This window comes from Streptomyces sp. NPDC001852 (assembly GCF_042891825.1).
Lineage (GTDB): Bacteria > Actinomycetota > Actinomycetes > Streptomycetales > Streptomycetaceae > Streptomyces.
Genome location: NZ_JBIATN010000032.1, coordinates 18452 through 41643 on the forward strand (window position 1 = coordinate 18452; position 23192 = coordinate 41643).

Here is a 23192-nt window from a genome sequence, read left to right on the forward strand (position 1 = left end):
CGCACTGACGGTGAAGCGTTACGCCGCCGTCTTGTCGAGCGAGGCCAGGAAGTCGTCGACGCCGACCACGCTGTGCGAGACCATGTTCAGGCCGCGCATCATCGCCTGGTACGTGACAAGGCCACCGGGGGCGGCGATCGCGTCGGTGAACGTCGTGACGTGGTAGCCGCGCTCCATCGCGGTCCGGGCCGTCGACTCCACGGCCATGATCCCGGAGACCCCGGCGATGGCCAGGTATTCGACGTTGCGCTGCCGCAGCTGGAACTCCAGGTCGGTGTGGTGGAGCACGTCGAGGCTCTTGTGCGGCGCGAGGATCACGTCACCCGGCTGGGGAGCCAGGTCCTCGTGGAACTCGGTGCTCCACGTGTCCGCCTCGAACAGGCGGTTGTCGAACATCTGCCGGTGAATCCCGGAGACGTGTTTCCACGACGAGTAGTCGTCATCGGTGAAGGCGGTCCTCGAGTAGAAGACGGGAATGTCCTTGTGCCGCCGCACCCCGGTGATGAGCTTCTTCAGGTTGTCGATCGTGCCGAGCCGTTCGTACTCCGGTGCGTAGATGGAGTAGGCCTTGCCGTCCTCCGAGAAGTTCTCATTGACCAGGTCGACGAGGAGCAACCCCACTCGACCGCGTTCGTAGTCACTCGCCATGACCGTCCTCCGGTGCAGAGATCGTCGGCGGCCGGACACCTCCGGCCATACATTACAGATAATGACTGTAACGTAATCCTCGCGCACAATCATCCAGAACTCACGGAGCTGCCGATGCAAGGGGTGAAGGCGAGGGTGTCGACATGCGCTTCCGGCCAGAGTCCGGCCGTCACGACCGGGCCCTCCCTGCGATGATGACGGTCATGACATCCGCGCTTCCGATGCGGTGGAGGACGAGTGGGCAGTGGCCGTCCTCCGTAGTCCGGACCGCGGAGCACGCGCGGCGTCGGTCCGGCCGCCAGTCACTGGATCCAGATGCCGGAGGAAGAGAACCGTGAGCTCCGACGCGCACCACCGGGTCACCATGCTCGTCTACGACGGGGTGAAACTTCTGGACGTCTCAGGCCCCGCCGAGGTGTTTGCTGAGGCGAATCGACTCGGCGCCGACTATCGGATCGCCCTGCTGTCGACGACCGGTGCCGACGTCACGTCGTCGGTCGGCATACGGATCACCGTCGACGGCAGCCCCGCCTCCGAGCCGGCTCCGGACACGCTCGTGGTGCCGGGCGGCGACATCTATCCCAGGACTCCCGTCGCGCGCGATCTGGTCGAGGCCGCGAGGGACCTGGCGGCCCGCTCCGGCCGTGTCGCCTCCGTCTGCTCCGGGGCGTTCGTCCTGGCTGCCACAGGCCTGCTGGACGGAAAGCGTGCCACCACTCACTGGAAGGTCGCCGGCGAACTCGCCGCCCAGTGTCCGAAGGCCCGGGTCGAGCCCGACGCCATCTACGTACGCGACGGCACCACGTACACGTCGGCGGGCGTCTCCGCCGGCATCGACCTGGCGCTGGCTCTCGTGGAGGAGGACCACGGGCCCGAACTCAGCCGGGACGTCGCCCGTGCCCTGGTGGTCTACCTGCAACGCGCGGGCGGTCAGTCGCAGTTCTCCGCTCCGCTGCAGGCCACGCCACCCAGGTCTCCCGCGCTGCGCAGAGTCGTCGACCTGGTCCAGGCAGATCCTGCGGGCAATCACTCCCTCGGCGAACTCGCCAAGCATCTCAATGTCAGCCCCCGCCATCTCACGCGGCTGTTCCGTGAGGAGCTGTCCACCACGCCGGCCCGGTACGTCGAGTCGATCCGGTTCGACCTCGCCAAGGCATTCCTCGATCAGGGGCATTCCGCGACCCAGGCAGCCGCCCTGGCGGGATTCCCGAGCTACGAGAGTCTGCGCCGAGTCTTCGCACGGGAGCTGTCCATGAGTCCCACTGCCTATCAACGCCGCTTCGGCACGGCTCGCCGCGCGCAGGCGGGGGCGTGACGATCAGCCTTGTGCGCGGCGGCCCGTTTGTTCGGGGACGTCGAAGTCGTGCGTTGTCGCGAACCGGGCGCGGTAGTGGCTGGGTGAGGCACCGAGCCGGGACATGAAGGCCCGTCGCAGCGTCTCGGGACTGCCGAACCCGGCAGCGCGGGCGCTCTCGGACACGCTGTGACCGGCGTCGAGCAGGGCCTTTGCGTGATCCAGCCGCACGTGTTCGACGAACCTGGCCGAGGTCCTGCCGAGCTCGGCGTTGAACTGACGGGTGAGATGACGGGGGCTGACACCGACGAGGGCCGCCGGCGAATCCGTACTGTGCTCGAGCGCGGGCTGCGCCGAGACGAGGTCGACCACTGCCCGCAGTGCGGGCGTGCGCGGCACGCTCACCTTCAGCGGCGCAGAGAACTGGGACTGCCCTCCGGGGCGCTGCATGAACATGACCAGGTTTCGGGCGACGTCACGTGCCAGATCCGCACCCTGGTCGCGTTCGGCCAGGGAAAGCGCAAGGTCGATGCCGGCCGTGACGCCCGCCGAGGTGAAGATGTCACGGTCCTCGACGAAGAGGGAATCGGGCTCGACGCGAATGTCGGGGTAGGCGCGCGCGAGCAGCTGGGCGTGACGCCAGTGAGTGGTCGCGCGTTGCCCCGAGAGCAGGCCTGCGGCAGCGAGAACGAACGAGCCGGTGCAAATGGAAACAAGCCTGCGCGTGCGGGGACCCAGCAGCCGGACGGCCTCCGTCAGATCCGACGGGATCGGCTCGGTGACGAGTGGATCCGCACCCGGGACGACGAGTGTGTCGGCGTCGGCCTCTGCCGAGGCCGCGTCGACGGGCAGGCGCGTACCGATGGAGGTGCGGACCGGCTCGCCGGACGACGAGGTGTAGCGCAGCGAGTAACAGGCGCCGAGAGTGTTGGCTTCCGCAAACATTTCCACAGGGTCGGAGACGTCGGGCATCTTCACTCCGCCGAACACGAGGAAGAGGAAGGCGACACGATGGACGGTCATGCGTTTGTCAGTTCCTTTCCTCGATCACGTTCCTTGATCAAATCGCGGCGTCCGAGTGCGGGGGAGTCCCTCGCCGTCCGGATCGGTCCAACTCGCGGCGCAACGGGCCGCTCGGTGGGCCGGCCTGGGCCAAGAGCGCCGGCCGGCCCCTCGCCGGCTGCTGGCCGACCCGCGACGCCGCCAAGGGTGATCGCGAATCAGGTCACTCGGGCCAGGCGTTGGACCGTATGACAGCGACGAAGTCCTTGCGCTGAAAGGTGGGGTCGAAGTGCGCCAGGACGTCGTCGTTCATCGTGCCGAACGTGGTGTCCGGCCGGTCGGCCATGCCGTCGTAGAAGGCCTGGAGAATGCGGTTCTTGAAATCCGGACGGGGATGGGCGGCGACGACCTCGGCACGATGTACCGGGGTGATCTGCTCGAGGTCCAGGCCCAGGACGTCGGTCTCGACGCCGAGCGTCACCACGGCGACTTCGGGCGCCAGGTGGAGGGGCACCTCCGGAGTGGTGTGCAGCGCGATCGCAAGCCAGACGTTTCGTGCCTCCTCCTCGCTGCGCCCGTGGTCACGCAGGAAGCCGTACGCCGCCTCGGCGCCGTCGAGCTCGAAGCGGCGGTCCTTCGTGCGGTAGTCGGCCGTCAGCCCGAGATCGTGGAAGAGGCCGCCGACGTAGGCGAGTTCGGGGTCGGCCTCGAGTCCCCGGACAGCGGTCTTGAGCATTCCCCACAGGAACACCCTGCGGGAGTGGTGGAACAGCGTGTCGTCGGCCGACTGGCGTACCAGAGCGGTCGCTTCGCGGACCAGGGCGGTGTCCGGGACCGTGATCCCGGCAATCGTTTCGGGCATGGGTACTCCTGAAGGGAAAGGTCGAGGAATGGGTCGCATCCGATTCATCTCCACGGTCTCCATCCGGTCCGGTAGCCGGAAGTGTCCAAACGGACATGCATCCCACAGATCCTGACGCGGGATCTGCGGGCGGCGACGGCCGACCGCTCCGGGCCCGGCCACGGAACGAACTTCCCGTGGCCGAGTAAGTGCGGGGACGTGAGCTTGTCGGCCGGCTGTGGCCGGGTATGGCGCTCGGCTGCTTTGACGGTGGATGCGGCGCGCCGCGGCCTGGCTCGGCCGGCCCTGCCCTGCTCCGCACCGGTTACCGGCTGGGCAGGAGCAGTGCCGGTGTCCCGACAACGACGGCTGCTGTCATCGGCCCGGCCAGGTACGGCCAGATCGGGCCGGGCGCGCCGGCCATGACCCCGGGGCCGAACTGGCGGGCGGGATTGAGCTTGCCGCCCGTGGTGCCTGCGGTGAGAAGGATCAGGACGGCGAGGGTCGTCCCGATGACGGCAGAGGCCACCTCTTCCTGGTCGGGATCGCCGACCACGCGGAGCACGATGACCGGCAGCACTGCCGTGGCGACCGCCTCACGGATACCGATCAGGACGGGTGTCCGGCTGATGGCGGGGCTCACAAGGGCGTACCGGACGTTCGGGCGGGCGAGAGGGGTGCCGAGCAGGGCACGCCCCAGAGCGGTGCCCGGCAAGGACCCGGCCATGGGGCGTCGACGGCGCCGCCTGGTATCCCGGCGTGGGTCTGGTGCTTCTGCTTTGGGACAAACTCGGGGAGACGGCCGACCCGCAGAAGGTCACCGTGGCGTTCGGTGACGCCGTGTACGACGACGCCGTCGACCTGGCCGGCTGGCCGTCCGACTTTGTCGACCCCGCGTACACGGCTGGTACATGAGCCGGACACCGGCGGAGATCGTACGGGGGCCCAGCACTACCGGTCGCCGAGGTGAGGAAGAAGCTGGACCGGTTCGAGGAACGCCCCGAGCCGGCCTTCGCAACAGCAGGCGCAGGCGGCACGACGAGCAGGAACACTTCAGGGCAGGGCATCCCGACTCCGCCGGAGCGCCCGGGTACCCCGGCACAGCAGCATGCGGCCACGTTCGACGCGCGCTCATCGACGACGACAGTTTGGCCATGGGGAGGCACCTTCCGGGACTGATGACCGCGAGCTGCCGGGCATTGCGCCGGGCCGGGCAGTGGCAGGACCTCTGATCAGCGTCTCCGACGGCACCCCTCGGGCCCGGTGACACCCCCCATGTCCTCCGATCGCCAGGGGCACAGCCCACCGCCCCGAACGGCAACCCCGATATCTTCTTCGCGGTCCAGCAAGAGGGCCACTGGGGTCAGTGTTTGTGTGCGTGGTCCAGGTCGGTCAGCAGCCTTTCCAGGTCTGTCATGAGTGAGCCGTAGACGTGCCATGCGCCTGGTTTGGTGAGTTGTCCCTGGCCGATCATGTCGGTCATGGCGTGGTGCCAGGTGAGGGTCCCGTCGATGGCTGTCCGCAGCCGTTCGCGGGGGGAGGCGTGGGAGGGGTCTGCCGTCAGGTGTGTCGTGACGGAGTCCTGGACGGCTGCGGCGGCCAGGTGCAGGGCGTGGGAGTACCGGTCGAGGAACTGTTGTCCCAGGTGGTGATCGGTGTGCCCGTCGTGGGCACTGTCGGCCAGGGTGCGGGCGATTCCGCGAACCTGGATCGCTATGCCGCGCAGCACCTTGAACGCATCGCTGTCCACGTGCGCCGTGTTCCTGCGTCGGGCGTGTGCGACACAGCGCGTGTTCCAGCGCAGGCTCTCGTCGGCCTGCTGTACCTGCTGCTCCGCGTGCGTGAGCCGCTTGTCCAGGGCACGGGCCTGGTGCAGCCAGCCGTAGCCCTTCGAGGTGAGCTGTCGCCGGGCGAGGCCGGATCCCATGTCGTGCAGCAGTGAGCCCAGGGCCTCGGCGAGGTCGCGCAGGGCGGAGTCGGACTCGTTCAGATACAGCGGAGGCAGCACCAGAGCGTTCACCGCGATGCCCGCGACCGCGCCGGTGAGCGTCTGCAGTACGGGGTAGAGGAGGTGGCCCATGGGATCGGTCGCGGTGACGGTCAACGCGATCACTGCCGTGGAAGCGATCTGGAGACGGTCGTCGGCGGTGCGGCGAGGTCCGGCCAGGACCGCGATGAGAGCGATGACCGTGACGGCGCCCGCGGTCGGTCCGAGAAGCCGCGCGGTCACGAGGGCGAGGATCAGGCCGGCGATCCTCGCCACCACGCTTTGCGCCGCTTTCCTCACCGATTCGTAGACCGTGGAGGCATTGACCATGAGCACGGCTGTGGCGACGGCTGGGTAAGGCTGGTTCTGGGGGACCCACGGGGCGACGACCGCCCAGGTCAGCAGGGCAGCGATGACCGTCTTGACTCCGTGCACCACGTGATCGGCGTGCTTGCCTTGGATCCGGCGGGTGAGGGCGCGTACCGGTGCGGTGACCGGCATCGCCGTGCGCTCCACCATGATGGTTGAATATTGCACGACGCCGATAGTGGCACCGTTTGCCCTCTTTGGCCGTGATGTCGGCCACGGTCATCGATGGATGGTCCGCCTGTGCGAACCCCCGGCGGGCCGCCTGTGTCGGACCGCGTGTGCCCACCCGAGGCGCGGGTCGCATTTCCCCTCAAAGGGGTGTTTTGTCTCACTCTAGTAGTTTATTGTTCAACCATGCTTGGAGTGCGTATGTTCCATGGCGCAGTGACACCGGTGGGTTCCGCCGTTCGCAGTGATCAGACCGCCGGGCTGCCCAAGGAGGAAAGATCATGAAGAAGATCATGTCGCGTGTGGCGCGTGCGGGCGTTTCCGCGGCGCTCATCGGGGGCGCCCTTTGGACCGCCGGTGGTACCGCGACTGCGGCCCCGTCCCAGGCACGCGGGCACATCAAGGCGGTCGCCGGCGACAGCCGAAACCTCCCAGGTCACGGAAACCGGACCAACGGATCCGGGTACGCCGGTGCGCGGCGGGAAGCGCACGACCGCCCCGATCCCTGGGTCGCAGGCCAGTTGGCCATGTTCGACCCGTGGATCAGCGACCAGCTGGCCATGTTCGACCCCTGGATCAGCGACCAGTTGGCCATGTTCGTGTCCGCCGACGGCCACGGCCGGTGAGCCGTCACGGACAGGCTTGCTACGGCGTTGGCCCGCCTGCGGACCTTCCGGCCGGGGCTTCCTGCCGCTCTCTGCGTCCTTACACATCTGCTCCTCCCAGGCCTCGGCCTGCTCACGCAGCCGAGGCCGTCCAGAAGCCCGGGAGCTCCTCAGAGCCGCCCCGACGCCGACCTGCGCGGCGAAGTTGACGCGCACGCAGCTGGCGGCCGCACTTCGAAGGGCCGGCCGCCAGCGAGGCATCGATGAAGAGGTCGGCCGACTTCGGGATGCCCTCCGTACCGACTGGGCTCGTCAGCCACCGCTGGTCGAGGAGGTGCTTGGGCAAGCAAATGCTCGCCCTCCTGGTCCAGTTGGCGGCCGCCTGCACCGCCGCCGACGACCTCGCCGAGGCGGTGGAAGAGGCTTTTCCTCAGCACCCGGACGCTGAGGTGATCTTGAGCTTTCCTGGGCTCGGTATCCAGCTCGGCGCCCGGGTGCTGGCCGAGATCGGGGACGACAAGGCTCGTTTCACGGATGGCCGCGGCCTGAAGGCGTACGCCGGAGCCTCGCCCATCACCCGGGCCTCCGGCAAGAAGTCGAGCATCACCCGCCGACGGGTCAAGAATGACCGCCTCAACCATGCTGGCTACCTCTGGGCCTTCTCCTCGATCACCGCCTCGCCCGGCGCCAAAGCTCACTATCGACGCCGTCGCGACGCCGGGGACTGGCACGCAGCAGCTCAGAGGAACCTCTTCAACCGTATGCTCGGCCAGCTCTACTACTGCCTTCAGCACGGTGCCCTGTTCGACGAACAGACCGCTTTCGCCGCCGAGCTCGCAGCCGCCGCTTGACACGTTGAGTGCCTGAGATGTCTACACGCCCGCTGGTCACTGGCCGACCTGACCTCCGACCGCCAGCGCCCGCCCACCACCGCCCCCGACCGGCAGCCACCGGCCGACCCGAGCGCACTCGCCGCGCCCCGGCCTCCGGGCCTGGAGCCGGGGGAGCGGGAGACACCCCGCGTGCCGCTGCAGTACGAACGGGCCGTCCTCTCCGGCGCTGCGGTCCGCGAGAAACTGCGCTCCACCGTCGCCACGCGCGGCCGGGCGTACGACGTCGTCGCGCACCAGCAGGCGGCGATGCCCGAGCAGCTGCTCGCGCCCGAGGCGGCCGACCCCGACCACGACGACGAGGAGCAGGAGCCCGGCCGACAGGAGGCGGTCGACCTGACGGCGCTGCGGGCCCTGCGCCTGATCCGCCTCGAGGACGCCTTCACCGCGGCGGCCGACCGGGCCCGCGCCACGATGGACCGCTATGCGCACCGCGACGATGCCGAGAGGCCGCACCCGGTGCGCGAGGACGACCAACGAGCGCACCGCCCGCAGGAGCCCGGACCGCACCGCGGCCGGGAGGCCGGCCACTGGGTGCATCCGATGCCGCACCCGATGCTGTGCATCGCAACGGCGATGCCGCGCATCCACTCCACTGGGTGGGCTCCACTCCACCGAGTGGAGTCCACCGGCCGGGAGTGGTCGACACCGTGCTCGGCATCCTGTCCTTCACGTTGAGCGACGGCACTTGTGCGTGAGTTCCGGAGGCAGTTGGTGATCAATCCAGCGGGAGATGTTCGCGGGTTTTGACAGCACCGTGGTGCTGCCGCCGCCCCGGGCGTCCTGACGTTGGCCGTTCGCCCTCTATTCGCTCTTGCTCCGCGCCCGTCGGCGCCGGTCTGGCGGCCGTTCAGACTGGCGGACGGGGCGACGTCACGCCGGGACGCCGAGCGGCGGGTGCTCAAGCACGCGGGGCTTGTACTCGACCAGCTGGATGCGGCCGTCGAAGGTGCGGTGCTCGATCATCTCGAGGGCAACGTCCGGATAGCCGTCGTAGATGCGTTCTTCGCCCGTGGCCCCGGTGATCACCGGGAACATCACGACCCGGAAGCGGTCGACGAGTCCGGCTCGTAGCAGGGACCGGCACAGGCTAAGGCTGCCGATCGTGCTGAGGAGCCCCGAGCCACTCGACTTCATGGCGCGGACCGCCTCGACGGCGTCGTCGCGGACGAGCGTGGAGTTGGCCCACGTCAGTGGCTCCTCGAGCGAGGAGGAGAACACTACCTTGGACGCTTGCGTGAGCTCATCGACGGACGCCTCTTCTTCGGGCCTGAACTCGTCTTGGCCATACGGGACCTCGCCTGCGGCGAAGCCCGACATCAGGCGGTAGGTGTTCGCTCCCATCAGGTAGGTGGCCTCGGGCTGCTCGCCGAGCCATGCGAGGTACTCCGGGCCCTCGAGACCCCAGAACCCGGGCCATCCCTCTCCCGATGCGTGGCCGTCGAGGGAGGTGATGAAGTCGACGAGAAGCTCCGACATGGCGGTGTCCTTTCCTAGGGCGTCACGAGCTAGGACCGGCCGGGAACTACAAACTCATCGGCCGCGCTGTGGAGTAGGGAGAAAACCCATGACGCTGCAGCCGATCAGGTCGGCGGAGCGGCTTCCCCGGAGGCCTGGGGCCGTATCAGGCAACGATTGGCCTGTTGTGAAGTGACGCGTGCCGATCTCGCGGGTTAGCCTTCGGAGGGACGCGGGGCGCGCAGGTGCGCCCGTTCCTTCAGCTCCTCCTCGTCGACCAACGTGAGCATCGGCTGGCCCGGCGCGCACACCATGGTCACCACGAACTTGGTCGGTGCGTCCGGCAGGGCGTTGCCGTCCTGGTAGTGGATCACGTCACCGCCCGGCTCCCAGAACGTCCCACCGGCCTCGACCACACGCTCCGGCTCACCCTCGAGCTCGAACCGAAGCGCGCCCTCCATCACGTAGCCGAACGAGGGGCCCGAGTGGCGATGCGGAGGGAGCCCGGGATGACCAGGAGGCCACTCGACGAGAATGGTCATTCCCGAACCACCTTCGGGAAAGAAGGGGGGAGTGACCTCCTGCAGCAACTGGACCTCGGGCGGCAGGGAGACCTCATTGGCGGTCCCGTGCTCCGGGTTCTTCTCCGACATGCGCCACACCTCCGTGAGCCCGTCTCGAGACCACCCTGCCTTCCGTCGGCAACCGCCACAATCCGGGAGCCGGTGGCACCGTCTCCCACGCCCCCATATCCCGGGCCTGTCGATTTCCGGGTACGCCGGTCGGCTCTGCCTCATGGCTCCGCGCCTGCCATGCCCAACACTGTGCCGATGACACAGCGTGCGGAGGGGCGAGCGCTGTCCGCGTTGGACTGCTGGCTGCGGAGGCGGGCCGCGGAGCCCAGGGATACCGGCCGGGGCTGTCCCGTTCGTGCGGACGGAGGACGACGCCAGGGCGTGGAGACACCTGCGGGGGCGACCGCTTACTGGTTGGCGGCACCGAAGCGACGCAGACGGAGGCTGTTGCCGATGACGAAGACCGAAGAGAAGGCCGTCAGGAAGTCGGCGTCGCCGCCGATCAGGATGGCGTCCTGGCCAACCATGATCGTCAGGCAGTCGCGAATCTACCCCTCGACGAACGTGACGGTCTCGTCGATCGGCGCCCGGCCCGTATGGGTGTAGCCCACGCTGGCGTCCTCGAAGCCGATCGACATGCCGCAGAAGAGGATGAGCTCGTCCGGGGGTGACAGGATCTCCGCGACGGTCTTGCGATACACCGACCAGGCCATCTGCGGGCAGCTGTGCAATCCTTCGGCGCGCAGCAAGAGCATGACGGTCTGCAGATACATGCCGACATCGGACCATTGAGGTCGGCCCATGTCGCGGTCGATGTAGCAGAAGAGGGCGGCGGGCGCACCGAAGCAGTCCCAGTTCGCGGCCGCGGCCCTTTGGCGTGCCTCCCAGTCCTCGCGCTCGATACCAAGTGCGCTGTAGCGCTCATGGCCGAAGGCGGATCGGCGCTCATGGTAGGGAGACTTCAGTGCGGGCGGGTACATCTCGTACTCCCGCTCGTCCCAGGGGTCGGCTGTGGCCACGCGCTCGCCGGCTCGCCTCTTGAGCTCAGCCAGCGGCTCACCGGTCACCACGTAGGCGCGCCACGGCTGGAGGTTCGATCCGGACGGTGCCCAGGCGGCGGCGGACAGCACTCGCTCCAGTACCTGCCTGGGGACGGGCTGGTCGGTGAACGCGCGCACCGCCCGTCGGCTCGTGACCGCCTCATAGACATCCAAGACCATCTGCCTCCCTCGCCTGCTCCACCTGTTGGCTCTGACCACGAGAACGGACAGCACTTCCCATCCCACCTTGGCACCTGGATTCGAACACCGGATGCCGATGTGCACGAGTTTCGACAGCGGCAAGGTCGTCAGGACAGTGGGTGGGCTCTCGGGGCCGTGTAGGGTGGTTGCATTCGTGCTTGACCAGGGACTGGAGATGGGAGGTGAGGTTGATGATCGCGCTCATGGCCACCGTGCGTAGCGTCCAGGTCTCCCTCACGTCCCGGGCCGTGGCCTGACTCTCTGTCCTGCCTTCGCTGAGAGCGTGAGCTCGCGGGGCCACCACACGAACGTCTCCCGAAACGGATCTCCCATCGTCATGGGCACCATTTGGTTCGCGCGCGCCGAAACCAGCGCCGACATCCCCATCATCCGCGACATCAACCTTGCCGCTTTCCCCACCACTGCCGAGGCTGACCTCGTCGACAGCCTGCGCGCCGACCCAACCGCCTGGATCGAGGGCCTCTCCCTCGTCGCAGCGGACGAGACCGGCCGCCCGGTGGGCCACGCGCTGCTGACCCGCTGCCACATCGACACCACGCCGGCCCTGTGCCTGGCCCCGTGCGCCGTCCGACCGGAGCAGCAGCAGACCGGTGCGGGTACCGCGGCGATCCGTGCCGCCCTGGCCGCAGCACGATCCCTGGGGGAGCGGCACGTGGTCGTCCTCGGGCATCCGGCCTACTACCCCCGGTTCGGGTTCACCCGTGCCTCGGACCACGGCATCGGCCTGAGCATCGACATCCCCGACGACGCCCTGATGGCACTCAGCCTCGACGCCGGCCATCCGCTCCCCAGCGGGACCGTCCACTACGCCGCCGCGTTCGGTATTTGACCCAGCCCGTGCCGCGCGGGGCAAACTCCCGCGCGGCACGCGCACCGGGCGCCGATCTCAGGGCTGCTCACCGTGGTGCTGCCCATTCTCATGAACATCGAACACGGCTCGGTGATGGTGCCTCCCGAAGCCGTGAATAGCTGCTGGCGCGACTGATGAACAAAACCAACCTGTCTACTCAGTGACAGTCCAGGACTGCGGATTCCGACGAAGCCCCTGAAACGTCACAGCCGTTGGCTGTAGCGGGACGCTCCCCGTAAAAGGGACCACACTGCCGGGCTGGGACGGACCGAGGCGGAGATGTCAGGAGAGCCAGTCGGTGTAGCGGGTGGGAGCGAGGTGGGCGTTCTTGTCGGTGAGGACGTCGCCCTTGACGACGGCGAACATGCCGGCGGTGGGGTCGGTGACGACGGTACGGCTGTCGCCCTTGTGGGACAGGGTGATCCGGCCCAGCTCGTCCAGGGTGAAGACTTCGGGGCCGGCGATGTTGCGGATGCCGTTCAGCGGGGCGCCGGCGGCGACCTCCGCCACCGCGTCGGCCACGTCCTTGGAGGCGATGGGCTGGATGGGCGTGGCGGGCAGCCGGACGGTGTCGGCGTCGGCGGTCCAGGACATGGCGGCGTCCATGAACTCCATGAACTGCGTCGCCCGGACGATCGAGTAGGGGATCGGCCCGGCCGCGAGGATCTTCTCCTGGAGCGCCTTGGCCCGGTAGTACTCCAGCTCCGGCACCTGGTCCACGCCGACGATCGAGAGGATGACGAAGTGGCCGACGCCGCCCTTGCGGGCCGCGGCCAGGAGGTTGTCCATCGAGGTCTGGAAGAAGGCCAGGGAGGCGCCGTCGAAGGTCGGGGAGTTTGTCAGGTTGACAACGACGTCGGCTCCCGCGACCGCCTGGTCCAGTCCCTGGCCGCTGATGATGTCGACTCCGGTGGACTTCGAGTGCGGTACCGCCTCGTGTCCGGCGGTGTTCAGGTCCTTGACGACCTGCGACCCGATCAGGCCGGTACCGCCGATGACTGCGATCTTCATGACATGCCTTTCGTCTGTATTACGTGCGCAATATTGCATATAGACCCCTATGTGGGGGGCGAAATGAAACGGTCGTTGATCGACCAAGGAGGGGTGAGCGTCAAAGGCCGTCGACGAACGTGACCGTCTCGTCGAGCGGCGCCCGGCCTGTCCGGGCGTCACCCGCTGTGACGTCTTCGAACCCGATGGACATGCCGCAGAAGAGCATGAGCCCCTCCGGGGGTGACAGGACTTCCGTGACGGTCTTGTGGTACTTCGCCCAGGCCATCTGCGTGCAGCTGTGCAGTCCTTCGGCGCGCAGCAGCAGCATGACGGTCTGCAGATACATACCGACGTCGGCCCACTGGGGCGAACCCATGTCCTTGTCGATGTAGCAGAACAGGGCGGCGGGTGCGCCGAAGCAGTCCCAGTTCGCGGCGGCCGCCCGCTGACGCGCCTCCAGGTCCTCACGCGCGATGCCGAGCGCGCCGTAGCGCTGCTCACCGAAGGCGGATCGGCGCTCGCGGTACGGAGACTTCAGCTCGGGCGGGTACATCTCGTACTCCGGAGCGTCCCAGGGGTCACCCGACGCCAGACGCTCGCCGGCACGCTTCTTGAGTTCGGCCAGCGGTGCGCCGGTCAGCACGTGGGCGTGCCACGGCTGGATGTTCGATCCGGACGGCGCCCAGGCCGCAGCGGACAGCACCCGCTCAAGCGTCTTCCTCGGGACGGGGCGGTCGGTGAATCGGCGCACCGCTCGTCGGCTCGTGACCGCCTCGTAGACGTCCATGATCACCCGCCTCCATCTCTCGTCGGGTTCACCTTCATCACACTCAAGACGGTATCACTCGATACCGTATCGTCCGCAACTATCGTCGAGCATGAATTTCCCAGCCCCTGGCTCCCCGCCTGGGGCGCCGTTACGAGGAGAAAACCCATGGCCACGCTGTTGCACATCGACTCGTCTGTGTTCCCGGGCGAGGCGTCCTCGTCCCGGTCGGTCACGGCCGCCTTCCGCAAGACCTGGGGGAGCAGCACCCGGAGGGCACGGTGATCTACCGCGACCTGGCCGCCGACCCTGGTCCGCACATCACCGCCGCCGCATGGTCCGCCGGTCACGCCGCCCCCGCCGAGCGCACCCCGGAGCAGTCCGCCGCGTTCGCCGCGTTCGCCGCGCGAGTCAAGCTCATCGAGGAGCCGGAGCAGACGGACGCCGTCCTGATCGGCGCCCCCCATGTACAACTTCCCGATTCCCTCGGCCCTCAAGGCGTGACTGGACAGCGTGCTCCTGCTCGGCCGCACCGCGGGTGAGACCCCCACTGCCCAGGGCAATCCGGTCATCGTCGCCAGCCGCGGCGGCTCCTACGCGCCGGGCACCCCGCGCGAGGGTCACGAGTTCGTACAGAACTACCTGGAGGCCGTCCTCAAGAACACGCTCGGCCTGGACCTCCACTTCATCGTCCCGGAACTCACCATGGCCCCCCGCAACCCGGCCATGACAGAACCGGTCCCCCTCTACGAGGCGTCCCGCAAGCGCGCCCTCGAGGACGCGACCACCAAGGCGAAAGAACTCGCAGAGCGTCTTGCTGCGTAACTCCCGGGCTGTGAACGCCGTGTGATGCCCCACCTCAGGAGGTCACACGGCGTCCACGGCGCGAGCGCCCTGTCCGGCGGCGCCCGTAGCGCGCTACATCTGGGGGTAGGAGGGCGGGTCCTGATGGCGGCCGATGCTCGGCCTGTCGCCAGGGCGCGCATCGAGACGACGACGATGCTTGGTGAGGGCGAGGAGCGCACCATCGGCCACGCATGCGGGCGGCACCAGCGCGGACGACCCGGCCCCGTCGGCGACAGCCCCGCCCGGCCGCCGGTCGCCAGGCCGGCCCGCGACGATGGCCCCAGCCCTCAACCGGGTCCGCCGCCAAAGCGGCGTGAGAGCAAGCGCGCCGATGCGGCCGACAACCGGTGCGCCCGCGCGCTTACGCCTTGCCGTCTGCCGGATGAGCAAGCCGGGTCAGCAGATCCTTCAGCTTCTCGGGCTCACCGGGTCCCAATTCCGCAACCAGGCGCTCAGCCAGAGGCCCCGCCGCCACGTGGGCTGCATCGAAGAGCTCCAGTCCCTGAGGAGTGATCTCCACTGCCCGCACCCGCCGGTCCCCCGGAACGGCTTTGCGTACGGCCAGGCCCTTCCGCTCCAGGTCGTCCACGACCCGCATGATTCCCGCCTTGTCCGACCCCGTCGCCGCTGCCAGATCCCGTTGCACCGTGGGCCCGTGATTGACCAGCTCGATCAGTACCGCGAAATGCCGCAACTCGATGCCGAGCGGCCGAAGCGCCTCCCCCATCACCGCGGCCGCGCGCCAGTGCGCCCGGCGCAGCAGCAGACCGAGCGCGAAAGGCGACGCATCCCCGGGGCGGTCGGTCGCATGGGAGGCGGCGGTTCGGTGAGGAACGTCAGTGCCCATAGGGCCAGAATACTTCATTCGATACGGTATCTCCTGAAACTAAATGGCGCATCCGCTACAGCCCACCCTTGCGTCGGCCTGCCAGTGGACGTGGTCGCTGAGTTACGGAAGAGAGCTACGCAGGGCCTCGATGTGTACTGCCGCGTTGCTCCGAGTCAGCGGCGGGGTGGGGACGGGCCAGAAGGAGGGCGATGTCGTCGTCCGCCGGTCCGTCAGGGGCCAGGGTGTCGAGGACCGATGTGCAGAGGTCGTCCAGACTCGAAACAGGGCCGCTGAGAGCGGTGCGCAGCCGCTGCAGTCCTTGGTCGATGTCGTGATCCCCCTCGATCAGACCATCGCTGTACAGCCCTATCACGCTGCTGTCCGGTAGCTCCACTTCGGTCGATTCGTAGGAGCCCAGTCCCACCCCGATGGGTGGACCTGGCGGTACTTCGACGAAGTCGACCGATCCGTCTGGGAAGATGATCGCGGGTGGGGGATGGCCGGCATTGGAGATGGTGCATCGCTGAGATTGCGGGTCGTACACACCGTAGAGACAGGTGGCGTTGAAAGCCGATGGTGTGAAGGTGCCGTCGTCGGGACGGTCACGGGCGATGTCGACGGCGAGCTCATCCATGAGACGCAGCAATTCGTCGGGCGGCAATGGCAACTTGCTGAGCGCACGGGTCGCAGCGCGCAGGCGTCCCATGGTCAGCGCTGCCTTGATGCCGTGACCGACAACGTCTCCCACGACCAAGGCCACTCGGGCATCGGGTAGTTGTATGACATCGAACCAGTCGCCGCCGACGCCGTCGTGCGTGTCCGCGGGCAGGTAGCGGGTGGCCACCTCGACTGTGCGCCCTCCTGACAGGCGGTGCGGCATCAGGTCGCGTTGTACGGCAAGCGCGGCTGTTCGACCTCGTGTGTATCGCAAGGCGTTGTCGATGATCAGTGCGGCCCGGGCCGCGAGTTCCTCCGCCAGAGCAAGGTCCGCTCTGCTGAACGGGACCGGGTTCTGGCTGCGCACCAAGACGGCGATGCCGAGCGTCGCACCGCGGGCCTGCAGCGGGACGATCATGAGGGAATGCATTCCGGTCTGGCGAATGACCCGGGCCCGATCCGGGTCGTTGTCCAGCCAAGTGCCGGGAGAGGTGTCGAGAACAGGCTCGAAGTGGGACCTATGATCTTTGAGTACGGTGGTGAAAGGCGAGGTCGGTGGTACGTAGACCGGCGTTCCGCGCGTCCAGAGAGACTCGCGGAGGTCGTCGTGGATGGATGCGGCGCCCGCGCGATAGAAACCAGGGATACTCGTATCGGTGGTCTTGAGGCGTCTCAATGGCTCCTTGTCCAGCGGCACGGCCTGTACCAGGTCGATGGTGACGTAGTCGGCGAGGTTCGGTACCGCTGTCTCTGCCAGCCTCTGACTGGTAACCAAAGGGTCCAGATCAGTCCCGATGCGGCTTTTCGCTTCATTGAGCAGACGAAGGCGTCCGCCTTCCTGTCCCGTGCGGGCCTCCACAGCCACAGAGCAGACGCCCAGTGGTCGTCCGTCCGATCCATCGAGACGGACCAAGTCAACACGGTAGTAACGGTCGTGGTCCTGATCCTTGGCGGGCCACAGTTCGTGCCCGAGGAGCGGCAGGCCGTTGCGGAAGACGCGCGCCATAGCTCGTTCCAGAAACTCCGGGTGACGGGCCCGGACCATGTCGGTGACATAGCCGCCCAACTCCGGCTCGGCGTTGTAGATGTCTTGATTGTGAACGCTGTCGTTGAACCAGACGCAGCGCAATCCCCGGTCCCAGATGGCCAAACCGATCGGCGAGTTGTGGAAGAGCGCATCCACCGCAGCCGGATACAGGGTTGGCCGGCCAAAGGTGTTCGGCCCCCATACGAGCCAACCCGCTCCGCCGTCAGTGTCCAAAGGGGTAACCCGCAGGTCCGCACTTGCCGCATGGCCGTCGTGGCGGCGGATTCGCACCCGACCCGACCACGGGCTGCCCGCGAAGACACGGTCGATTTCCGGGGTGCCCGGAACCAACAGCCTCCCGACGGGACTATGGAGCACTTGGACAGCCGAATAGCCCCACAGGCGCTCGGCCGCGCCCGTCCACACGGAGACCGTCATGTCGGCACTGAGCACTGCCAGGACGTCGCTCGGTTCCGCAGCCCACTCTTCAGCCGAGGATTTAGCACCATCGGTGGACATACTGCAACTATGCCGCGCATGTGCCGGTCCCTCCAGGGCAGAGGACCGCGCTGATCCCGCCTCGACGCGCCATCGCCTGATCCGAAGGGGACGCTGCGCCCTGTCTTCTCAGCGCCCCCTGACGCCGACGCGTATGGGGCCGCTGTTGACAACCCGCCGTGCTGAAGTAGGGGCTCCCGAGTAGAGTGGGCCCCACGGCGTGCTCATGGGCCGCTTTCCGCTGCGGGCCCTCTCTGCGCCCCCTATGCGCGTCCGCTGTTGATTGTGGCCTCTGAAATGCGGCTCGGCGAATCCGAACGTTCACATCCGAACGTTCACGAAATCCAGAATCCCGGACAAGGCTGGAGGGGCAGTCATGGCCTTTGCCACTGCCAAGGACGGCACGGACATCTATTTCAAGGACTGGGGATCGGGTCCACCCGTGGTCTTATCCCACGGCTGGCCACTGATCACGGACGTCGGTCACTCGACCGGTGGGGGGAGGGCACGCGCTACATCGGCCGGCACGGCTCGAGTCGTGTAGTCAAGGTGGTTCTGCTCGGTGCGATCCCCCCCGCTGATGCTCAAGACGCCGGCGAATCCCGAGGGACTGCCGATCGATGTCTTCGACGAGATCAGAAACGCCGTGCTGACGAACCGCTCCCAGTACTACAAGGACCTCAGCGCTCCCGCGACCAGTTTCTGGCTCTGGAGCATGTCGGTGGGCATCAAGAGTGCCCACGACTGCATCAAGGCGTTCTCCGAGACGGACCTCACCGAGGATCTCGAGAAGTTCGACATCCCCACGCTGATCATTCACGGCGATGACGACCAGATCGTTCCCATCGTGGCATCCGCGAACAAGTCGTCGCGGATCGTCAAGGAGGTGACCCTCAAGGTCTGCCCGGGTGCCCCGCACGGCTTGTCCATGATCCCCGAGTTCGCGGAACGGTTCGACGCCGACCTCCTTGAATTCGCTCGGGGCTGACCGGCCAGTCCGCATCGCCCGCCGGCCTTCACGTGTTCCGGTCGGCGCGGAGCTGTCCACCAGAACAGCCATCTGTTGGCGGCCCGGTCACGGGTCGGCTCGCACACGTGCACTGCGCCGGACAACCGTACGCCCCGATGGGTAGCGGAGCCCCTACCCGCGTTGACCGCCTGTCCGGATTCGGGTGACTCATGGCCGGACCGAGGCAGCGCCGGACACCAGGTGGTCGGCACTGTGGAAGACGAACGCATCGTCCATGGGTAGCACACTCATAAGGAAAGGCGCAGAGGTTATGAGCGAGATGATCGCCGGGGTCGAGATTCCTGAAACGCAGGCGGTCGCGGAAGCCACCCGCCTCATGCAAAAGATGACCAGTCCCCTCATCTACCATCACTCCCGGCGCGTATTCGTCTTCGGCGTCATTCACGCTCGCAGACTCGGCCTGGAGCCCGACCCGGAACTTCTCTACCTGTCCGCCATGTTTCATGACACCGGCCTCTTGACGCCGTTTTCCGACGTGGAGCAGCGCTTCGAGGTCGATGGAGCCGACCACGCACGTAAGTTCATGCTCGACCGCGGTTTCTCCACCGCGGCCGCCGACGTGGTGTGGACGGCGATCGCACTGCACACCACCCCGGGAATTCCCGGGCGGATGGGCCCGGAGATCGCCATCACGAATTTCGGGGTCCTGACCGACGTGATCGGCTTGGGCCTGGACGAACTGGATCGCGGCCAGGTGGACGAGATCATCGCCGTTCATCCGCGGGGGGACTTCAAGAACGAGTTTTTGCAGGCCTACGTCGAAGGACTCAGGCACCGCCCGGAGACCACGAACGGAACCGTGAATTCGGATGTGCTGGAGCACTTCGTTCCCGGATTCCGTCGCACGACCACGGTCGAGCGCATCCTCGGCGCCGCCTGGCCGAGCTGATGCACCCGGACGCCGTCTACGTCACCGACGGCGGCGGCAAGGCCGCCGCGGCACGCGAGCTCATCCACGGAGGCGAGCGCGTCGCCGAGATCATGGTGCGTACGGCGCGACAGTGGCACCCGGACCGCACGACTTCGCCGAGGTCGGCGGCGAGCTCGCCCTCGGGTTCCACCGGGAAGGCCGGGTCTGGCCCGTCGGCACGGTCCAGATCAGGGTCATCCATCCCGACGAATTGCCGCGCGTCCGAGCTGGCACACCCGCGGGGGCCCCTCGTCTCCCTGATGAGGACGCACAACGGGCGGCGAAGGAACACGCAAGTACAGGTGAGATCGATCGTGCAGAACGGCATACATCCCCCTGCAGCCGCTGTGCGCCCATGTGAGCCCTGCGCGCGAGCGCAGGGCGCTCGGGCCGCCTCTCCTCCCAGTAAGGACCTTGTATGCAAGCCATCACTGTGCGAGACCGTGACGCCGGTCTTGCCGGGATGTCCCTGACGGACATGCCCTACCCTCACGCGGCCGAGAACGACGTCATCGTGCGGGTGCACGCCGCCGGGTTCACCCGTGGCGAGCTGGACTGGCCTGCCACGTGGACCGATCGCGCCGGCCGCGACCGGACGCCGAGCGTGCCCGGGCACGAGCTGTCCGGTGTCGTCGTGGAGCTGGGGTACGGCACCACCGGCCTGAGCGTCGGACAGCGGGTCTTCGGTCTGGCCGACTGGGCCCGTAACGGCGCGCTCGCCGAGTACACGGCGGTGGAGGCCCGCAACCTCGCCCCGCTGCCGGCGAACATCGACCACACCGTGGCCGCCGCGCTGCCGATCTCCGGGCTGACCGCCTGGCAGGGCCTGTTCGACCACGGCCGCCTCACCACGGGCCAGACCGTTCTGATCCATGGTGCCGCGGGCGGCGTCGGCTCGATCGCGGTACAGCTCGCCCGCGAGGCCGGGGCCCGCGTCATCGGCACGGGCCGCGCCTCCGGCAGGGACAGGGCACGCGCACTCGGCGTCGACACCTTCATCGACCTGCAGACCGACAAGCTGGAGGACGCCGGCGAGGCCGACGTCGTGTTCGACGTGATCGGCGGCGACATCCTCGACCGCTCGGCCGCACTCGTCCGCCCCGGCGGCACCCTGGTCAGCATCGTCATGCCGCCCAAAGTCCAGCCCAAGGACGGGCGTGCAATCTTCTTCGTCGTCGAACCCGACCGCGCCCGGCTCGCCGATCTCGCCGCGCGGCTGAGGGACGGCCGCCTCAAGCCGCTCGTCGGCGCTGTGCGGCCGCTTGCCGAAGCACCCTCCGCCTTCGCCCCCGGCGAGCGCCCCCCGGGCAAGACGATCATCCGCGTCACGGAAGACCGAACAGGAGACCGATCATGATGGGAATGCGGATCGCCGGTGGCTTGCTGGCCGTCGCCGCGCTGACTGCGGCCACGGCTTGTTCGACCTCGGACCAGCCCGCCCACGCCAAGGCGACGACCGCGGCCGCGGCATCGCCTGCGGCCATGTCCTCGACACGCCCCACCGAAACCCTCAAGCCGCTGCTCCAGCAGGCCCTGCCGAACGTGAAGGGCAAGACGTTCACCTCGGCGATCGTCGACTTCCCGCCCGACGCACGCGCGCTGCCGCACCGGCACGGCCAGGCCTTCGTCTACGCCTACGTCCTCGAAGGCACCCTGCGCAGCCAGCTCGAGGGCAAGCCCGTGCGTACCTACCACCAGGGCGACAACTGGGTCGAGCCGCCAGGTGCCCACCACGTCCTCACCGAGAACACCAGCCCGACGACACGGGCCAAGCTCCTGGTCGTCTTCGTCTCAAACACCGGAGACAAACTCAAGATCGACGACCCGGCGTCGTAGCCCGGTGGACGTGCAGCCGGCGGCACCGCCACGCGCAACACCCGGCTACTTCTCCGAGACCGACCGCGCCGCTCTCCGCCGCGGACGCCTTCGAGCAGATCAATGCCACTGCCTTGAGAACGCAACGTGCCGGTCTTCTCCGCCCGCAGCGCCGCCGGCAGCACCACGTCGGCCAGTTCCGTGGTCTCGGTGCGATAGCCGTCGGAGACGACGACGAAACACTGGTCGCCGGAGAGAATGCGCCGGATACGGGCCAGATCCGGCATGGACACCGCAGGGTTGGTGCCGGCGATCCACAGGAATCCGATCGAACGCTGCTCGGCGTAGCGGAAGATCGCGTTCGCGTCGGTCGGGGGCGGCCCAGTGGAGAATCACGATCGGGTCCACGTTCCACAACTCGGCCAGCTCGCGCACGTGCTCGGGGTTGTTCCAGTTGCGGAATCCCGGCAGTGCCGGTCCGCACTTCCCAGTTGTTCTGTGCCGAGGGCTGGCCGTTCATCTGCAGGATTCCCCCGCCGGGGCGGCCGAGCATGCCCCGAGCAGGTGCAGGTTGTTCGCCTGGCAGGACGCGGCGGTGGCCCGGCGCGACTGGTAGAAGCCCATCGAGCAGGTCGACACCCCCCTGTTGCTGGTGCCGAAGATCTCCGCCGCGGCCCGGATGCCGTCGGCCGGTACGCCGCAGATCTCGGCCGCCCACTCGGGCGTCGTCTCCCGGTGAGCCTGTCGAGCCGGTCGAAGCCCACGATGTGGGCGTTCACGTAGGCGGTGTCCACCCAGCCGTGGGCGCTCAACTGGTGCACCAGGGCGTTCATCAGCGCGAGATTGGTGCCCGTTGCGGATCGGCAGGTGGACGGTGGCGCGTTCGGCGGCCTTGGTCCGCCACGGGTCCACGCATACCAGCCGCGGCGGGTCGGGGGCGTCCAGGCGGTCCGGCCGAATGCCCACGATGCCACTCGTCGCGTCCCTCTGCTCCCTGTGCGACGAGGAGGGCGTCGGTGTCAACAGGAGCGCGATGACGAACTTGGGACCCGACGTCATCGCCAATCTGGAGACCCTGCCCGGCCTGACCGATCAGTGGCCCAACGGTTATTTCAAACAGGGCACCACCATGCATCTCTCGCACCTGTTCCAAGATCTGGTGGCCTGGTACGAACAGAACTACCCTCAGTACGCGGATCGCGTCCAGGCGATGGTCCAACCCGGCCTCTCGCCCGCGCCGGGTACGTATGCCTTCCAACCGCCAGGTCAGAGTGAGGCCGAAGTGGCGCAAGGGGGCAAGCGGTACCACGCCTACGGTCACACTGGGAGTATGTCGCAGGTGGACAGCACCACATCGTCGACGACCAGCAACTACGGGAAGGCCTACCCCACGGGGACGACCATCCCCGTGCGCGGCGATTTCGACACGCTGAACAATCCATTCCACTACACATCAGATCCGACGGGAGACTACTACAGCAAGAAGAAAGCGGCCGGGTTGCACTTCATTCAGTTCCAGCCGACGATTGGCATCTTCAATCGCGTTCGGCTCGCGATGGACGGCCACTATCCCGACAGGACACTCCCCATCGCACCGCGCAGCCCTCACGCCGGCATCAACTCGGTCCTGCGCACGACTCACCGGCAGAACTACCTGGTTCCACCACGTCGCCATCGCTCTTTTCCCCTCGCCGAGTTTCTGGCCTGACCCCGGGCCGGCGCAGTTCGATTGTTACCTGTGGCCCAGCTGCGACGACCCCAGACCGACACCTTGGGCGACAGCGTGTCTGAAAGATCGTGTAAGTCCGTGATGTGACAGGCTGGTCAGGGCTCTGACCTGGGCCTTCGGCCAGCCGGACGGACGGACATGAA

20 protein-coding genes and 5 pseudogenes are annotated in these 23192 nt (G+C 67.6%); 12 read left to right on the top strand and 13 right to left on the bottom strand.

Annotated features, from left to right (window positions below; genetic code table 11):
• Positions 1 to 18: 18 nt before the first annotated feature.
• Positions 19 to 648: a cysteine hydrolase family protein gene (locus ACFYZB_RS38010; RefSeq protein ID WP_388766253.1), complete on the bottom strand. Its 630-nt coding sequence runs from the start codon at positions 646 to 648 to the stop codon at positions 19 to 21.
• A 334-nt stretch (positions 649 to 982) separates the two neighbouring features.
• Here ACFYZB_RS38010 and ACFYZB_RS38015 point away from each other — a divergent pair, with 334 nt between their 5' ends.
• Positions 983 to 1963: a GlxA family transcriptional regulator gene (locus ACFYZB_RS38015; RefSeq protein WP_388766255.1), complete on the top strand. Its 981-nt coding sequence runs from the start codon at positions 983 to 985 to the stop codon at positions 1961 to 1963.
• 3 nt (positions 1964 to 1966) lie between these two features.
• On the opposite strand, the gene ACFYZB_RS38020 is transcribed toward ACFYZB_RS38015, so the two are convergent.
• From ACFYZB_RS38020 to ACFYZB_RS38030, 3 genes are all read right to left on the bottom strand, one after another.
• Positions 1967 to 2965 (bottom strand): GlxA family transcriptional regulator, encoded by a 999-nt coding sequence (locus tag ACFYZB_RS38020; RefSeq protein WP_388766256.1) that lies wholly within the window; start codon positions 2963 to 2965, stop codon positions 1967 to 1969.
• A 202-nt stretch (positions 2966 to 3167) separates the two neighbouring features.
• Positions 3168 to 3806, bottom strand: coding sequence for an HD domain-containing protein (locus ACFYZB_RS38025; protein WP_388766257.1), 639 nt, complete (start codon positions 3804 to 3806; stop codon positions 3168 to 3170).
• Positions 3807 to 4110: 304 nt separating this feature from the next.
• Positions 4111 to 4512, bottom strand: coding sequence for an aquaporin (locus ACFYZB_RS38030; RefSeq protein WP_388766259.1), 402 nt, complete (start codon positions 4510 to 4512; stop codon positions 4111 to 4113).
• A gap of 26 nt (positions 4513 to 4538) precedes the next feature.
• Here ACFYZB_RS38030 and ACFYZB_RS38035 point away from each other — a divergent pair.
• Positions 4539 to 4700, top strand: a pseudogene (locus ACFYZB_RS38035) (hypothetical protein); the annotation flags it as partial.
• A gap of 448 nt (positions 4701 to 5148) precedes the next feature.
• Here ACFYZB_RS38035 and ACFYZB_RS38040 read toward each other — a convergent pair.
• Positions 5149 to 6309: an aromatic acid exporter family protein gene (locus ACFYZB_RS38040; RefSeq protein ID WP_388766260.1), complete on the bottom strand. Its 1161-nt coding sequence runs from the start codon at positions 6307 to 6309 to the stop codon at positions 5149 to 5151.
• Between the two features lie 281 nt (positions 6310 to 6590).
• On the opposite strand from ACFYZB_RS38040, the gene ACFYZB_RS38045 reads away from it, so the two are divergent.
• From ACFYZB_RS38045 to ACFYZB_RS38055, 3 genes and pseudogenes are all read left to right on the top strand, one after another.
• On the top strand, positions 6591 to 6935 hold the full coding sequence (locus ACFYZB_RS38045) for a hypothetical protein (RefSeq protein WP_388766264.1): 345 nt from the start codon (positions 6591 to 6593) through the stop codon (positions 6933 to 6935).
• A gap of 73 nt (positions 6936 to 7008) precedes the next feature.
• Positions 7009 to 7765 (top strand): annotated as a pseudogene (locus ACFYZB_RS38050) (transposase); the annotation flags it as partial.
• Between the two features lie 171 nt (positions 7766 to 7936).
• The gene (locus ACFYZB_RS38055) at positions 7937 to 8482 is read left to right on the top strand and encodes a hypothetical protein (RefSeq protein ID WP_388766266.1); all 546 of its coding nucleotides are present in this window, start codon (positions 7937 to 7939) and stop codon (positions 8480 to 8482) included.
• 195 nt (positions 8483 to 8677) lie between these two features.
• Here ACFYZB_RS38055 and ACFYZB_RS38060 read toward each other — a convergent pair whose 3' ends face one another.
• The 3 genes from ACFYZB_RS38060 to ACFYZB_RS38070 form a co-directional block, all read right to left on the bottom strand.
• Positions 8678 to 9283, bottom strand: a complete 606-nt coding sequence (locus ACFYZB_RS38060) for a dihydrofolate reductase family protein (protein ID WP_388766268.1) — start codon at positions 9281 to 9283, stop codon at positions 8678 to 8680.
• 194 nt (positions 9284 to 9477) lie between these two features.
• Entirely contained in the window at positions 9478 to 9915 is a 438-nt protein-coding gene (locus tag ACFYZB_RS38065; RefSeq protein WP_388766270.1) for a cupin domain-containing protein, read from the bottom strand.
• 470 nt (positions 9916 to 10385) lie between these two features.
• A complete protein-coding gene (locus ACFYZB_RS38070; RefSeq protein WP_388766272.1) occupies positions 10386 to 11051 on the bottom strand; it encodes a nitroreductase in 666 nt (221 codons plus the stop codon).
• Between the two features lie 364 nt (positions 11052 to 11415).
• Between ACFYZB_RS38070 and ACFYZB_RS38075 the strand changes: the two genes are divergently transcribed.
• Positions 11416 to 11928: a GNAT family N-acetyltransferase gene (locus ACFYZB_RS38075; RefSeq protein WP_388766273.1), complete on the top strand. Its 513-nt coding sequence runs from the start codon at positions 11416 to 11418 to the stop codon at positions 11926 to 11928.
• Between the two features lie 303 nt (positions 11929 to 12231).
• Here ACFYZB_RS38075 and ACFYZB_RS38080 read toward each other — a convergent pair whose 3' ends face one another.
• Together ACFYZB_RS38080 and ACFYZB_RS38085 are read right to left on the bottom strand one after the other, a co-directional pair.
• The gene (locus ACFYZB_RS38080; RefSeq protein ID WP_388766275.1) at positions 12232 to 12960 is read right to left on the bottom strand and encodes an SDR family oxidoreductase; all 729 of its coding nucleotides are present in this window, start codon (positions 12958 to 12960) and stop codon (positions 12232 to 12234) included.
• Positions 12961 to 13060: 100 nt separating this feature from the next.
• Positions 13061 to 13729 (bottom strand): nitroreductase, encoded by a 669-nt coding sequence (locus ACFYZB_RS38085; protein WP_388766276.1) that lies wholly within the window; start codon positions 13727 to 13729, stop codon positions 13061 to 13063.
• Positions 13730 to 13876: 147 nt separating this feature from the next.
• On the opposite strand from ACFYZB_RS38085, the pseudogene ACFYZB_RS38090 reads away from it, so the two are divergent.
• A pseudogene (locus ACFYZB_RS38090) lies at positions 13877 to 14533 on the top strand (FMN-dependent NADH-azoreductase).
• Between the two features lie 382 nt (positions 14534 to 14915).
• Here the strand turns inward: ACFYZB_RS38090 and ACFYZB_RS38095 are convergent.
• Both ACFYZB_RS38095 and ACFYZB_RS38100 read right to left on the bottom strand, forming a co-directional pair.
• Positions 14916 to 15401 carry a MarR family winged helix-turn-helix transcriptional regulator gene (locus tag ACFYZB_RS38095; RefSeq protein ID WP_388766277.1) on the bottom strand — a complete coding sequence of 162 codons (486 nt, stop codon included), beginning with the start codon at positions 15399 to 15401 and terminating at the stop codon, positions 14916 to 14918.
• Between the two features lie 115 nt (positions 15402 to 15516).
• Positions 15517 to 17586: a SpoIIE family protein phosphatase gene (locus ACFYZB_RS38100; RefSeq protein ID WP_388766280.1), complete on the bottom strand. Its 2070-nt coding sequence runs from the start codon at positions 17584 to 17586 to the stop codon at positions 15517 to 15519.
• A 355-nt stretch (positions 17587 to 17941) separates the two neighbouring features.
• On the opposite strand from ACFYZB_RS38100, the pseudogene ACFYZB_RS38105 reads away from it, so the two are divergent.
• The 4 genes and pseudogenes from ACFYZB_RS38105 to ACFYZB_RS38120 all read left to right on the top strand — a co-directional run bounded on the left by ACFYZB_RS38105 (position 17942) and on the right by ACFYZB_RS38120 (position 21341).
• Positions 17942 to 18553 (top strand): annotated as a pseudogene (locus tag ACFYZB_RS38105) (alpha/beta fold hydrolase).
• 292 nt (positions 18554 to 18845) lie between these two features.
• Positions 18846 to 19484, top strand: coding sequence for an HD domain-containing protein (locus tag ACFYZB_RS38110; RefSeq protein ID WP_388766282.1), 639 nt, complete (start codon positions 18846 to 18848; stop codon positions 19482 to 19484).
• Between the two features lie 439 nt (positions 19485 to 19923).
• Complete coding sequence (locus ACFYZB_RS38115) at positions 19924 to 20862, top strand: NADP-dependent oxidoreductase (RefSeq protein WP_388766284.1); 939 nt, start codon at positions 19924 to 19926, stop codon at positions 20860 to 20862.
• Positions 20859 to 21341, top strand: a complete 483-nt coding sequence (locus tag ACFYZB_RS38120) for a cupin domain-containing protein (RefSeq protein ID WP_388766287.1) — start codon at positions 20859 to 20861, stop codon at positions 21339 to 21341. Before ACFYZB_RS38115 ends, ACFYZB_RS38120 begins: the two co-directional genes overlap by 4 nt.
• A gap of 182 nt (positions 21342 to 21523) precedes the next feature.
• Here the strand turns inward: ACFYZB_RS38120 and ACFYZB_RS38125 are convergent.
• Positions 21524 to 21676 (bottom strand): annotated as a pseudogene (locus ACFYZB_RS38125) (hypothetical protein); the annotation flags it as partial.
• A gap of 677 nt (positions 21677 to 22353) precedes the next feature.
• On the opposite strand from ACFYZB_RS38125, the gene ACFYZB_RS38130 reads away from it, so the two are divergent.
• Entirely contained in the window at positions 22354 to 23028 is a 675-nt protein-coding gene (locus tag ACFYZB_RS38130) for a hypothetical protein (RefSeq protein ID WP_388766288.1), read from the top strand.
• Positions 23029 to 23192 lie beyond the last annotated feature (164 nt).